Origin of the sequence: Thiomicrorhabdus marina (assembly GCF_017571465.1) — a bacterium.
Lineage (GTDB): Bacteria > Pseudomonadota > Gammaproteobacteria > Thiomicrospirales > Thiomicrospiraceae > Thiomicrorhabdus > Thiomicrorhabdus marina.
This window is the reverse complement of sequence record NZ_JAGETV010000017.1, coordinates 38,081-51,370: the sequence shown is the minus strand read 5'-3', so window position 1 is coordinate 51,370 and position 13,290 is coordinate 38,081. Positions and strand designations below refer to the sequence as shown.

At 44.0% G+C, this 13,290-nt stretch carries 12 protein-coding genes; 9 read left to right on the top strand and 3 right to left on the bottom strand.

The features are described from left to right. The first annotated feature begins 900 nt into the window (after positions 1-900). The 8 genes from J3998_RS09445 (at position 901) to J3998_RS09410 (ending at position 8,875) form a co-directional block, all read left to right on the top strand. Entirely contained in the window at positions 901-1,299 is a 399-nt protein-coding gene (locus J3998_RS09445) for an SCP2 sterol-binding domain-containing protein (RefSeq protein WP_208150414.1), read from the top strand. 185 nt (positions 1,300-1,484) lie between these two features. After that, positions 1,485-2,675, top strand: a complete 1,191-nt coding sequence (purT, locus tag J3998_RS09440; protein WP_208150413.1) for a formate-dependent phosphoribosylglycinamide formyltransferase — start codon at positions 1,485-1,487, stop codon at positions 2,673-2,675. A 294-nt stretch (positions 2,676-2,969) separates the two neighbouring features. Continuing rightward, a complete protein-coding gene (locus J3998_RS09435; protein ID WP_208150412.1) occupies positions 2,970-3,389 on the top strand; it encodes a flagellar protein FliS in 420 nt (139 codons plus the stop codon). A gap of 213 nt (positions 3,390-3,602) precedes the next feature. Continuing rightward, on the top strand, positions 3,603-4,493 hold the full coding sequence (gene rpoH, locus J3998_RS09430; protein WP_208150411.1) for an RNA polymerase sigma factor RpoH: 891 nt from the start codon (positions 3,603-3,605) through the stop codon (positions 4,491-4,493). Positions 4,494-4,665: 172 nt separating this feature from the next. Next, positions 4,666-6,840 (top strand): 5-histidylcysteine sulfoxide synthase, encoded by a 2,175-nt coding sequence (gene ovoA, locus J3998_RS09425; RefSeq protein WP_243750684.1) that lies wholly within the window; start codon positions 4,666-4,668, stop codon positions 6,838-6,840. Beyond that, positions 6,825-8,093: a MalY/PatB family protein gene (locus J3998_RS09420; RefSeq protein WP_208150410.1), complete on the top strand. Its 1,269-nt coding sequence runs from the start codon at positions 6,825-6,827 to the stop codon at positions 8,091-8,093. Before ovoA ends, J3998_RS09420 begins: the two co-directional genes overlap by 16 nt. Positions 8,094-8,139: 46 nt before the next feature. Beyond that, positions 8,140-8,562: a nucleotidyltransferase substrate binding protein gene (locus J3998_RS09415; RefSeq protein ID WP_208150409.1), complete on the top strand. Its 423-nt coding sequence runs from the start codon at positions 8,140-8,142 to the stop codon at positions 8,560-8,562. Further along, positions 8,555-8,875: a nucleotidyltransferase domain-containing protein gene (locus tag J3998_RS09410; RefSeq protein ID WP_208150408.1), complete on the top strand. Its 321-nt coding sequence runs from the start codon at positions 8,555-8,557 to the stop codon at positions 8,873-8,875. Before J3998_RS09415 ends, J3998_RS09410 begins: the two co-directional genes overlap by 8 nt. Here the strand turns inward: J3998_RS09410 and J3998_RS09405 are convergent. Beyond that, positions 8,872-9,375, bottom strand: a complete 504-nt coding sequence (locus tag J3998_RS09405; protein WP_208150407.1) for a hypothetical protein — start codon at positions 9,373-9,375, stop codon at positions 8,872-8,874. The two genes, J3998_RS09410 and J3998_RS09405, sit on opposite strands and share 4 nt — an antisense overlap. Positions 9,376-9,449: 74 nt before the next feature. Then, positions 9,450-11,861 carry a hybrid sensor histidine kinase/response regulator gene (locus tag J3998_RS09400; protein WP_208150406.1) on the bottom strand — a complete coding sequence of 804 codons (2,412 nt, stop codon included), beginning with the start codon at positions 11,859-11,861 and terminating at the stop codon, positions 9,450-9,452. Positions 11,862-12,038: 177 nt separating this feature from the next. On the opposite strand from J3998_RS09400, the gene J3998_RS09395 reads away from it, so the two are divergent. Next, entirely contained in the window at positions 12,039-12,281 is a 243-nt protein-coding gene (locus tag J3998_RS09395) for a GlsB/YeaQ/YmgE family stress response membrane protein (protein ID WP_208150405.1), read from the top strand. 22 nt (positions 12,282-12,303) lie between these two features. Here J3998_RS09395 and J3998_RS09390 read toward each other — a convergent pair whose 3' ends face one another. Then, on the bottom strand, positions 12,304-13,215 hold the full coding sequence (locus tag J3998_RS09390; protein ID WP_208150404.1) for a D-hexose-6-phosphate mutarotase: 912 nt from the start codon (positions 13,213-13,215) through the stop codon (positions 12,304-12,306). Positions 13,216-13,290: the final 75 nt, after the last annotated feature.

The window sequence follows — 13,290 nt, the reverse complement described above, 5'->3', positions numbered from 1 at the left end:
GAGTCCAGTAAGTCAACTGGTAATCTTGTACACCAGCATCAAATGTTTGTGCCATAGTTAAATGCTCCCTTTATGGTTGGAGTTGAATTAAATTCAGCGTACATAATAGAGTTCACTTCTTCCAATAACCAATTGAAAGAAATGATGTAGTAGATTGATTATTCTCTATAGGTGTCTCACGACACATCAATCACAGTCAATTTTGACCGCTTACTAGGTTTCTCTATAAAGTAAGAGACCTGCGAATAAATTTTTATCTATACCCAAAAATTTATTCGCAGATCCCACTACTAAGTAACGCGCAAGGGCAACCAATATACTCACAATTTCCTCGTAAATAAATAACCTTCTTCCTTAATTTTTTTTTACTTTTTTATAACATTTTTTATAGATAAATTTCTTACTAGGTAATAACACGGCATTCAAATACATAAAGACTGGATAAAGATTTCCTATTGTTCAGGATTAAAGCAAGTAAGTAATATGTACTCGGCTTACCTATTACCTAAGGGAACACAGAATAAGTCCCATTGACTTCAACGAGGAATTTGAAGAGATAAATTCTAGGCAGCGGTTGAGAAGCATAGCCTTAGTTATGGTTGAGAACGCTAACAACGAAGTGACTCTTCAAGGCCTCGCCCAAACGAAGAACTCGGCGCCCGAAGGGGTAAGTCGAGACAGCGGCTTGGTAAAATTTGTCTAAGCGGTGTTGTCTGTTTTTGCCAGGTCTAGACATGACTGCAAACAGACGCTTTGCTTAGCCTAAATTTTACTTTGCCTGAGGTCATTTGGACTTGTTCTGCGCTTCCCTAGGCACCTAGCCGGCGCAAACAACGCTTTTTAAAAGCAGCGCCAAAATACAAATAAGATGTAAACAAAACAAAATTTGAGGCTACTAACATGGCAGATCTTTTTTCAGAAGAGTGGATGAATCAACTTAAGGACGCTTGGAACAGCGAACCAGAAGTTAAAGATAAATTAGCTGAGATCAATTTCAGCTCGACCATTTGTTGCGGTTTTAAAGGTGACAACAGCCCAACGGGGGTTTTTGTCGTTGAAAACGGCGAATGTGTTCGAGCAGGCTCTTGGAATGGCGAAAGCGCTGACTGGGATATGCGCGCCGACACTGACAATTGGAAAAAATGGATGAAAAAGCCCTTAGGCATGACTTCAATGGGCATGGCAGTTGCCACAGGAAAGTTAAAATTCAACTCTGGCGACTTTGGCGCAATGATCAAAAATCCATCAATGGCAGGCCCATTTATTAAGAGTTTCTCTTTAATGTCTAAAATTGGCTAATTATTAACCAATCCCCCCATAAAAAGGCGCAGTTCCCATACCGCGCCTTTTTATTTTGTAAACCTATTCAGAATACGCCACTCTTTTACCCTATCCCGAAAACCTTCTTTTATAATAAGTGCCAAATTTGTCACGCAAGCAATCCCGCCCTGCATTGCAACCTACACATTACTTAAGGAGTGGTTATGTCTACTATCGGTACCCCGTTTTCTCCAACAGCGGTTCGCGCCATGCTTTGTGGCTCTGGCGAGCTTGGCAAAGAAGTCGTAATCGAACTACAACGTCTTGGCGTCGAAGTTATTGCTGTAGACCGCTACGCCAATGCCCCGGCAATGCAAGTTGCCGACCGAAGTCACGTCATTAATATGTTAGATGGCGATGCACTTCGCGCACTGATTGAACAGGAAAAACCGGACATGGTGATTCCGGAAATCGAAGCGATCGCGACCGACACCTTGGCAGAACTTGAAGCTGATGGTCTTCGCGTTATCCCGAATGCGCGTGCAACACAATTAACGATGAACCGTGAAGGTATCCGCCGTTTGGCCGCCGAAGAACTAGGCCTAAGCACATCGGCTTATGAGTTTGCCGACAACCTTGAAGACTTTACTGCTGCTATTAAACGTGTTGGTATGCCATGCGTCGTTAAACCAATTATGAGCTCGTCAGGAAAAGGACAAAGTGTTGTTAAAACTACCGATGACATTCAAAAAGCCTGGGACTACGCTCAAGAAGGTGGTCGCGCCGGTAAAGGCCGCGTCATTATTGAAGGTTTTGTCGATTTCGATTACGAAATTACTTTACTGACCATCCGTCATAAAGACGGCATTAGCTTCTGCGAACCTATCGGTCACTACCAAGAAGACGGCGATTATCGTCAATCTTGGCAACCACAACCAATGACAACAACTGCGTTAGAAAGCTCGCAAGACATTGCTCGCAAAGTAACGGATGCACTATGCGGTGATACCGGTCGCGGTATTTTCGGAGTTGAGCTATTCGTTAAAGGCGACAATGTTTATTTCAGCGAAGTCTCACCTCGCCCTCATGATACGGGCTTGGTTACATTAATCTCACAAGATTTATCGGAATTCGCCTTACATGTTCGCGCCATTCTAAACCTACCGATTCCAAACATCGTTCAACATGGTCCAAGTGCATCATCTGTCATTTTACCGACAGGTAATTCAACGCAAACCAATTTCAGTAATTTGGACGAAGCCTTAGCGGAAACAAATACACAAATCCGCTTGTTTGGTAAGCCGGAAATCGCTGGCCGCCGTCGCATGGGCGTTGGCTTAGCACGCGACAACGACATCGAAAGCGCTATCGAAAAAGCAAAACGCGTTGCCGCATCAGTTAACGTCTCTTTCTAGATAAAATTGACCAAAGCCTTGCCGCTTAAAAAATTAAGCGGCAAATTTTGCCTAACGACCTCCCTTCCGTACCGTTCCTAATTAAAAACACCGGTAACTTTTGCTCCCCTCTGAAAAACAAGCACAACTGGTAGTAGTTAAACACCCCCTTAAAAACCATATCCAGTGAATACTCTTTTTTGGCACAGCCAATGCTTACCTGAAATAAACAGCAAAATCTTTACTTTGTTGAAAACAATATTGCCATTGCCAGCACTGGACATTTGGCCGCTAGACACAAAGGGGAACTTAATTATGACAACTGAAGCTATGCAAAGTTATGTTCAGAACTCTGTATTGACAGAGTATCAGCGTGATCCAGAGCAAGAAAAAGCTCTGGCAAACAACCCAGAAGATACCATATTACTACTACTTGAAGGTGCTATTCATAAAGGCGCTCTCGCAATTGCTTGCCACAACAGCCGCAGCTTTACCGAAAAAGGCTTTCATCTAGGGCGTATGACAAGCATTATTGATGCACTACGTGATCGACTAGATTTTAAATTCAACATCGCTTACGACTTAGAAACGCTTTACTATTATATAGACCAATGCTTACAAGCATCTGTGCACGAAACCGGCACAGAGCAACTTGAAGCGGCTATCCAAATCCTAAACGAAATCCAAGAAGCTTGGGTTATCTCAATGCAAGATGCCGAGAAAATGACAGCCTAGTAAACCGTTACTGTCACAGCTTCATTCCCCTCTCAATACCACTACAATCAGTGGTATTGAGACTCTCCACCAAACATGTAAACGCCTGTTTTTACAGAACTTACTCCAAATATTAACAAATAATGAAATAAGCTCTGCGCTCTCTTGAAATACCTCAAATTTGTCAGTATATTGAATAGCTGGATAACTGATTAACTTTGGAGTCAATAGAGTATGTCCGCTAACTTATTAGCTAAAACCAACGTCTCTAGAAATGAACTGGCTGTTGCGCCTGCTTCTGTTTTAGATATGGCACCGGGTAAAAACCTGGAGGCTTATCTACGCACTGTGCAAACCATCCATCAGTTAAACGCCAACGAAGAACGCGAGTTGGCTGAACGTCTGTACTACCAGAAAGATTTGGATGCAGCCCGTCAATTAATTCTTTCATCACTACGTTATGTGGTACCCGTTGCCCGTTCTTATAACGGTTATGGCTTACCTCTAGGCGATATTATCCAAGAAGGGAATATCGGCTTGATGAAAGCAGTGAAACGCTTTAATCCAGAAGAAGGCGTTCGACTAATGACTTTCGCCGTACATTGGATTCGCGCCGAAATCAACGAATATGTCATCCGTAACTGGCGTATCGTTAAAACTGCAACCACAAAAGCCCAGCGCAAACTGTTCTTTAAACTACGTAGCAGCAAAAAATCGCTTGAATGGTTCGGCAATAAAGACGCCGATGCGCTTGCGAATGAACTCGGTGTAACTCGTAAAGACGTGCTGGAAATGGAAAGCCGCCTGTATGGTAAAGACATCTCGGTTGATCTGCCTGAAGATGACGACAACCAAAACACTACTTTCCCGGTATTAGTCAGTCAAGAAGCCGATCCTGCGTTAGTTATCGAACAAGAAAGCCAAGCGGAATATGAAATGCAACGCATGCAAAATGCCTTGGCTACGTTAGACGAACGCAGCCGCGACATTTTGCAAAAACGCTGGCTATCGGAAAATAAAGTCGGTTTGAAGGAACTCTCACAAGAATACGGCGTCTCGATGGAACGTATTCGCCAAGTTGAGAAACAAGCCCTCAACAAGCTGAAAAACCAAATGATTGCCTAACGCTCTAAACCCGCCTTGCGCGGGTTTTTTATTACCCCCTCCTAACACCTCTTGGCACATTTGCATCAAATACTCTTTCAGCTCATATACACAACTTATACAAAGATATTTAAATCATGCTAGGATGCTTAGATTGATTTTTATTTTCTAAAGAAAACTCATAGGAAGATTTATGGAAACTGCATACTCAATCGACGCCTTTACTAAAGCGATGCCGATTTCTCAGCAAACCCAGTTAATCTCACACAATATCGTACTGAACCGCGGCAATGTAGAAGCCAAGCGCGCAGAGATCAAAGCCTATTTCAACCAAACTTTTGATGTCTACGAAGCGCTGTTCGATACGTTGGCGAATGACGAAGCCTACTATCTTCGTCCATGCAGTTTACGCCACCCTCTGATTTTCTACTTCGGCCATACGGCCACCTTCTTCACCAATAAACTTGTGCTGGCAAAACTGCTACCCGAGCGTATCGACCCAAAAATCGAATCGATGTGTGCGGTTGGCGTCGACGAGATGTCGTGGGACGATTTAAATGATGCTCATTACGAGTGGCCAAGCGTGCAAGACGTGCGCAACTACCGAGACCAAGTTCGCGCCGCAGTCAATGACCTAATAGACAATACCGAATTCACAATGCCTATTGACTGGCAAAGCCCGCTGTGGCCGGTAATGATGGGCATCGAACATGAACGTATCCACTTGGAAACCTCATCGGTTTTAATTCGTCAGCTACCGATTGAATCGGTCGTATCAAGCGAGCTTTTCCCTATCTGCCCAGATCAAGACAGCCCAGCGCCAGAAAACGACTTATTATCGGTCAGTGCCGGCGATGTGGTCATCAATAACCAAGACCCGGCCGAATACTATGGCTGGGATAACGAATACGGCCAACATCAAGCTTTTGTGCAAGAGTTCAAAGCCAGCAAATATCTGGTCAGCAATCAAGAATTCTTGGCATTTATTGACGCCGATGGTTACTTAAACGATAAATACTGGGATGAAGAAGGCAATCGCTGGCGCGACTACTCGCCGGTCAAGCATCCAACTTTTTGGCTGCAAAAAGATGGCGAATGGTATCTGCGCTGCATGACCGAAGAGATTGCTATGCCGTCGAGTTGGCCGGCCGAAGTCAACTTCCATGAAGCCAGTGCTTTCTGTCGCTGGAAAGCCGAACAAACCGGCAAACCAATTCGCCTACCAAGCGAAGACGAGTGGTTACGTCTGCGTGATTTCAGCAACGCTATGGAATATCAAGATAATGCTAACTGGAATCTACAAAAACACGCCTCTTCGACGCCGGTAGATCAATGTGCAGCCGGAAATTTTTATGATGTGCTCGGCAATGTCTGGCAGTGGACGCAAACGCCAATTTACCCGTTTGACGGCTTTAAGGTACACCCGCTATACGACGATTTCACTACGCCAACTTACGACAACCAACACAATATCTTTAAGGGCGGTAGCTGGATCTCCACCGGTAATGAAATCAACGGCCATTCGCGATATGCATTCCGTCGTCACTTCTTCCAACATGCCGGCTTCCGCTATATTGAATCCGATGCAAGCGTACAAACCGAATTCTCAACCTATGAGACCGATAGCTCAGTGGCACAGTACTGCGAATTCCACTTCGGTGACGAATACTTCAATGTGCCGAACTTCGCGAAAACCTATGCCAATTACGCAATCGATGCCATCAAAGCCGATGCGGACTTCAATCAACGCAACGATTTACGCGTGCTGGAAGTCGGCTGCTCAGTCGGTCGCGCCAGTTTTGAACTGGCGAAGTACTTCAATGAGGTTACCGGCCTAGACTTCTCTGCACGCTTTATCCGTATCGCCAACCAACTGCAAACCACCGGCTCGATTCTTTATACCATCCCGCAAGAAGGCGAGATTATGGATTTTAAAGAACAAACATTACGTGATTTGGATTTAGAAAAAACCGCCAGCAAATGTGAATTTCTTCAGCAAGATGCCAGCAATATGAAACCGATTTTCACCGGTTACGATATGATTGTGGCCGTCAATCTGTTAGACCGTCTGTATGAGCCTAAGAAATTCCTGCAAGATGTGGCACATCGTCTCAATAACGGTGGCTTGCTGATGGTTTCGTCGCCATATAGCTGGGACGAAACCTTCACTCAGAAAGAAAACTGGCTTGGCGGCTATAAGGATAGCCAGAGCGGCGAAAACGTCACCACCTTGGAGACTCTACAGAACCTGCTAGCGGATGACTTTGAGATGATTCGCGAAGCAGAAGACATTCCGTTTGTGATTCGCGAGACCCGTCGTAAATTCCAACATACGTTATCGCAAGTCACGCTATGGAAAAAACGTTAAAAGCCGAATTAAACTCGCCTGTTACAGCCGACAATCCGCATTTAAGCCGCGAGCATATCGCGGCGATTGAACAAGGTTTTACGCAGGCAATAAACCGCGAAAATACCTTTGCCGAAAAATACGATTTACGGCAAAGGCTTTTCGGCACCGACGATGTCCTGCCGATGTGGGTTGCCGATATGGATTTACCCACGCCGCCGTTTATTATCGAGACGCTACAACAACGGCTCGAACACCTCGTTTTAGGCTATAACCTAATGCCCGAAACCTTATATCAATCGATTATCGACTGGCAAGCGCAACACCATTATGTCGTGCAAGGCAGCCATATCCGCTTCACCCATAATGTCGCCAACGGTTTCTTTATGGCAGTGCAAGCTTTCAGCCAAGCGGGGGATGGCGTTTTGGTAATGCCGCCAATCTATCCACCGTTTCTTAACGCACCGCAAGCCAATGGCCGGCAAACCATCGAAGTACCATTAGTTTTGAATAATGAGCGCTACGAAATGGACTTTGCCGCCATTGAAACCGCCATCAAAAAGTTTCACGTGAAACTTTTGCTGTTCTGCAATCCGCAAAACCCATCCGGTCGCGTTTGGTCCAAAGAAGAACTGCAACAATTGGCAGAGATTTGTTTGCGTCATAACGTCGTGATTCTTTCCGACGAAATCCATTCCGACCTAACTTTTGCGCCACATCAACATATTCCAATGGCAAGCCTATCGGAAGACATCGCACAACAAACCATTACCCTATCCTCCCCCGGCAAAACCTTTAATCTTGGCGGTCTTCAGGTCGGCTATGCGATTATTGACAACCCCCAACTACGCAAACAGTACACGCAAATTTGCCAGCAGAATTCAATTCATGACCTCAATACCTTTGCCCTTCACGCGACTATTTCCGCCTATTCACAACAAGGCCGTGAATACCTGCCATTATTAAAACAGCACCTGCAAAACAATATCCAAACCTTTAGCGGTTTCCTCTCTGAACACTATCCGAAAGTCAACGTCATGCAACCGCAAGCAGGCTATCTAGTGTGGCTGGATTTCTCTGAAATGTTCGACAACCAACAAGAGCTAAAAGCGTGGCTAATCAACGACTGCAAACTGGGGCTAAACGATGGCCTGAGTTTTGGCGAGGTAGGGAAAGGTTATATGCGGATTAATTTAGCAGTGAGCACAAAGACATTGCAGCAAGCAATACAAAGAATGCAGAAGACACTCCTCCAGTGTAATTCTGTGTCATAAAAAGTCATGCTACAATTCAACCATCCATTTTTAGGACATTCCGACCATGACGCAAGATATTCGCTGGCTACAACGTTTTAACCACTTCCAAAAAGCCTATTCGCAACTAAAAGAAGCTTTGGATTTAATGGAACAACGGCCTCTAAGCAATATCGAAAAACAAGGCACAATTCAAGCATTTGAATTTACCTACGAGTTGGCTTGGAATGTATTACGCGACTACCTAGTTTGGCAAGGCGCTGAGACTATTTCCGGCTCTCGCGATGCAATTCGTGAAGGCTTCAAGCGCGAATTAATCTCCGATGGTCACGCTTGGCTCGCAATGTTGCAGGACCGTAATCGAACCGTCCATACATACAACGAAGAAACTGCTCAACAAATTTTGCAGAACATTCAAACGCAGTATTCTCAGCTATTTTCAGAATTCTTCAATACCTTCTTACAGAAATCACAATATGCTGATGACTAAACCCTCTCCTGAAATATTTGGCTTAAACAGAAACGACTTAAGCAAAATCCAGTCTGTTTTTTCTGCCTTCCCGCAAGTTACAAAAGTGGTCATTTACGGATCTCGCGCCAAAGGAACCTTTCGTCCAGCCTCGGATATTGATTTAACAATAATGAATACGCTTGATTGGCAAACCTTCACCCACCTGGAAAGTGAATTGGATGACCTCTTACTGCCATATCAAATAGACCTATCCATTTTCCAACAAATCGATAATCCTGATTTAATTGAGCATATCAATCGAGTCGGGCGAGATTTCTATCTGCGTTCTTAAGCATCCAAACGCAAAATATTACATTCCAATCCATGATCGTGATTGCTGAGCAGCCAGATTTGTTCAAATGGATGATGGTCGATTTGCGCAATAAGATGCGAGTGCTGAGCGAATTCCGCAGTTTGCCAGTGCGGATTGAGGTTACGAATGACCAGCCAGACTTTTTTCGAGTCATAGCATTTCTTGGATTTACTCAATAGTACTTGGTTAAGCGCTTCGAGCAAGCGATGGGTTGGCGGTGTTTTTTGCAGATGTTGCAGAGCCTTCTTGGTTCGAGCCGACAAACTTCTGCCCAAGACCTGTTTAGCTTCTTCCTCGCTACCATAGAGGTGAGCAATTTCCAAATCCAACTGTTTACCATCTAGATAACAACTGACATCCGGCTTACGCGGTGAGTTATGCCAAATATGACGCATCGGCACAGCAAATTGTCTTTCGTAACGATGCATAAACAGTTTCGCCGCTTGGTGCTCTAATCGTAGTTTTTCGCTGTCACTCACTAATCTTGTATCTACCTAAACTTCAATAAAGGCCAAGGCTTGTCGTAGCTTTTGCTAGGGAAGTGCAAACCTAATCATGTATGATCACTATTTTTATCGATTTCACTTAGTCGCACCAATAATTTCTCAGCGTTAATAGGCTTACTAACCAACCCTAACATACCGGCTTCTTTGGCCGCCTTTTGATGCTCAACATCCGTATAGGCAGACAAGCCCAGAATAGGTATCGAAACCCCTCTGTGACGAGCTTTTTTGGTAGCGTCAATGCCATCTAAAACCGGCATTTGGATATCCATTAGAACATAGTCGAATAAATATTCGGAGTGAGAAAGTATTTCTAGCGCTTGCTGGCCATTTTCCAAATTACTTACTATATAGCCGTTAGCCGTCAAAAACTCGTCGAGAATAGTGCGACTAATTTCATCGTCATCAACCAACAAAACTGATTTTACGCCCTGCTCTTTGGCTTTTTTCAATTCCTGTACATTTAGCATCGCACTGGAATTTTCTTGTTTAACCGAGCCATCCAGAGAAGCCTCTGTAGCAGGTGCTGAAAAATTCATGTCAACCGATTCTTCCGGTTCATCAACCTCATCTGAGTCAAAAATAGCCGTTGTCGAGAAATTCATTACGATTTTTAAACCATTTGGGGTGTTACTCGCTTGGATAGTTCCGCCCATTTTCTCTTCAACAATCTGTCTACACATATGTAGACCCAATCCTGTCCCCGACCCTTCCGGTTTGGTCGTAAAGTAAGCATTAAATAATTTAGACAAGGTTGTTTCTGGAACGCCGCCGGCATTATCTTCAAAGCTAACACCCGTCTCAGTTACCCGAATCCAAACTCGAGGATGATAAACAGACTGCTTAATAAACGCATCCTTAGAGTTACTGAACAGGTTCATAAATACCTGTTTGATGTCATTCTTTAAACCGACAAGATGCAAAGGCTTGCCTTCGATAGTCACATCAATATTATGCTTTTTAAGAAGAGTTCCTTGTAGATTCAGCACCTCATAAATAATTTGCTTTAACTCGAATGGGCGCTTAACACGATCGGTACGGAAAAAACTTCGGAAATCATCAATCGTCTGCGACATGTATTCAATATTTCGCTGAGTACTTTCAATAAATTCATCAATAAACGCCGCATCCACTTTGTTTTCTAAATAGCTATGGCGTAGTTTCTGAATACGAATCGACAAAACATTGAGCGGCTGCCGCCATTGATGAGCAATTAAACCAATCATCTCCCCCATAATGGCCATTTTGGATTGATGTTGCAGAATTTCCTGAGCAGCTTTACGCTCATTAATAGCTACCTCGACGTCATGTTTTAATTGCTGATTATAGCGGTCTAGGTGACGACGGAGTTCGGACTGTTGATGGCTGATCACCCTTGCTGCCCACCAACCAATGAGCAAGGTCGAAATGACAAGAATAAAAACGCCGATGATAAGTTTGGGTTGTCGATCAAACCATGAAGACAAAACACTATCTGTACTTCTTAAGGCAAAAATATGCCAGTTTTCACCCATATTGCCCTGAGAATGATCAATGGAAGAAGGAGTGCCACCCAGCTCGACAAAATTACCAAGGAAATCTATTTTCAACGGTGCTTGACTAACAAAGTAATCGACACCGTTCAACTTAACTTGTCTGCTTTCCAGATTTGGAACCTTCAATAAATCCATTAATGGTGGCGGTAATTCTCTGCTTAACGGCTCCAAACCTTCTCGAAACACAATTTTCCCCTGTGAGCGGGCAATCAGAATTTCAGATTCTTGTAACGCATTATGTCGTACCACCAATTCGCCCAAAGCGCTTATCACTCGCACATTAGCTTTGAGAATGCCAATCACTTCACCATTCTTTTTGACCGGCACAACAACGCCAACGACATAGTCTCCAACACTGTCATCATAGCCACGATCATCTAAGAAAATACTCCCATAGCCTTCTTTAAACGCATTTTTCCACCAATACTTATGACCATGTGCCAGGGTGGTCAGTTTGGCAGTCGAGCCAACCAAAGCACCGTAACGGTTGGTTAAAAACAGTTCACCGTAAACATTTGGGAAAGCCGCTTCTTGATTCTTTAAAGCTTGTGCGACAGAGTTGGAAAGATAGGACTGTACGAATGGTTCTTCAACCTCGGAAGCGCGCCAACGCTGATCCAACTGTTTTATTTTTTGCTGACGCTGATCACTATCTAAGGCAGCGTAAATTTGGTTACTTTCCTGCAAAGCGTCAGTGAGCGTGTCATCAGTGGTCAATGTCAAAGCGGCACTTATTTTTGCCTTAAATTCCAACCCTACATCCATCCCGGCATCCTTAACATGATGCATCAACATATTTTGTGCCGCATCAAACCGATTGGATTTAATTTCGGTGTACATTACCCAACTGGACACTAATAAAATCAATGTCACTAAACTAACGATGGTTAAAAGAAGGTTAAAGGTAAGTTTTCGTTCGAGTATCATACAAAGGCGCCTCGGGATAGAACGTAATGCTTTTATATTAATTAAAATTACGTATAAGACATGCTTTTGAGAGGATAAATTGATTTCAAATCAACTTATTAGTGAGCAATGGCTGTTATAAGATTCAGTCTCGAGAAGCTTCCTCTGTAAATTAAGTCATAAAGGAATAGACTCTAGATGAATGTAATCGTTTTTCTCATTATCGGCGCAATTGCCGGTTGGTTAGCCGGAAAGTTAATGAAAGGCCGTGGCTTTGGCGTTTTTGGTAATATTATTATCGGCGTCATTGGTGCCGTCATCGGCGGTTTTGTCTTCAATTTACTAGGGATTTCCGCCAATGGTTTCATCGGCTCAATAATCACAGCAACCATCGGCGCCGGCATCTTGCTTTATGTTGCCAAATTGATTAACAAAGCATAAAACCTTACTTACAACTCCGACTTTACGGTTTGCTGATTGCAATCTGTAGTCGGTGCTTCGTTTCAGGTTCAATAATCACTCGGTCACTCCAAACATTGCCGTTTTCAATACATAAGAACTGCGGCCAATGATCATCGGCGATGTCTTTAAAGCCTTTAACCGTTTCCGACCCCGGATTCCATACCACACAAGACGCCGCATTCGACGAGTCGATTTGCAAACTAGGCTGATCATCAACACTTGTTAAGAGCGATGACTGGACAGTCAAATAGACATTATCAATTGGCGAACTAACAGACAAACCGCCATCTACAATACGGGTTTTATTGGCTTTCAAGGTATCAACTTCTTGAGACCCCTGTAGACCATTAAGCGTAATATCCTTAGTTACCGACAAATTGAAATAAGTATGCAGCGCTTCGGTAATGATAAGCGGCAGCGGGTTTCGATTGGTCGTAGTCAGCGTTAAACTCAATGTTTCGCCGATTACCACTTGCAGCGACAAGGTGAATTCATACGGCCAAATGGCGCGGGTTTGCTCATCCGATTGCGTTACGAACTCAACTAAGGTGGCGCCGTTTTCCAAAGTTTCAATGCGGTCGATATGCCAAGCTTTTTTACGAACCAACCCATGTGCCGGCGCCTCAACATCATCTTCCAAAGGCGCATTGAACTCCTCCTGATAGCCACTAAACCACGGCCAGCAGACAGGAATACCGCCGCGAATCGCCGCTTTGCCATCATAGGAAGCATTCTCACTCACCCATAATAAATCCTCGCCTACCTGTCCGGCGGGATCTTTCGGGCAAAAGCTTAAAACCGTTGCACCGTGCGCCGTCATTTTGGCTTGCGCATAGACATTATCGACTTCGATAAGGCTGACGTCGCCACGCATCGAAAAACTAATGCCCTGCACATTATTCCAACTGTTCATTTCTCTCTCCCAAAAACAAAAAACGGCACATTAGATTGTCTAATGTACCGTTTTTGATAAAGATCGCCAGAAAAA

Bases quoted from the DNA above. Each gene is read 5' to 3' on its own strand.
- J3998_RS09420 (WP_208150410.1), top strand. From the start codon at position 6,825: ATGGAAAAAACGTTAAAAGCCGAATTAAACTCGCCTGTTACAGCCGAC.
- J3998_RS09410 (WP_208150408.1), top strand. From the start codon at position 8,555: ATGACTAAACCCTCTCCTGAAATATTTGGCTTAAACAGAAACGACTTA.
- J3998_RS09435 (WP_208150412.1), top strand. From the start codon at position 2,970: ATGACAACTGAAGCTATGCAAAGTTATGTTCAGAACTCTGTATTGACA.
- J3998_RS09400 (WP_208150406.1), bottom strand. From the start codon at position 11,861: ATGATACTCGAACGAAAACTTACCTTTAACCTTCTTTTAACCATCGTT.
- J3998_RS09445 (WP_208150414.1), top strand. From the start codon at position 901: ATGGCAGATCTTTTTTCAGAAGAGTGGATGAATCAACTTAAGGACGCT.
- purT (WP_208150413.1), top strand. From the start codon at position 1,485: ATGTCTACTATCGGTACCCCGTTTTCTCCAACAGCGGTTCGCGCCATG.
- ovoA (WP_243750684.1), top strand. From the start codon at position 4,666: ATGGAAACTGCATACTCAATCGACGCCTTTACTAAAGCGATGCCGATT.
- J3998_RS09395 (WP_208150405.1), top strand. From the start codon at position 12,039: ATGAATGTAATCGTTTTTCTCATTATCGGCGCAATTGCCGGTTGGTTA.
- J3998_RS09415 (WP_208150409.1), top strand. From the start codon at position 8,140: ATGACGCAAGATATTCGCTGGCTACAACGTTTTAACCACTTCCAAAAA.
- J3998_RS09390 (WP_208150404.1), bottom strand. From the start codon at position 13,215: ATGAACAGTTGGAATAATGTGCAGGGCATTAGTTTTTCGATGCGTGGC.
- rpoH (WP_208150411.1), top strand. From the start codon at position 3,603: ATGTCCGCTAACTTATTAGCTAAAACCAACGTCTCTAGAAATGAACTG.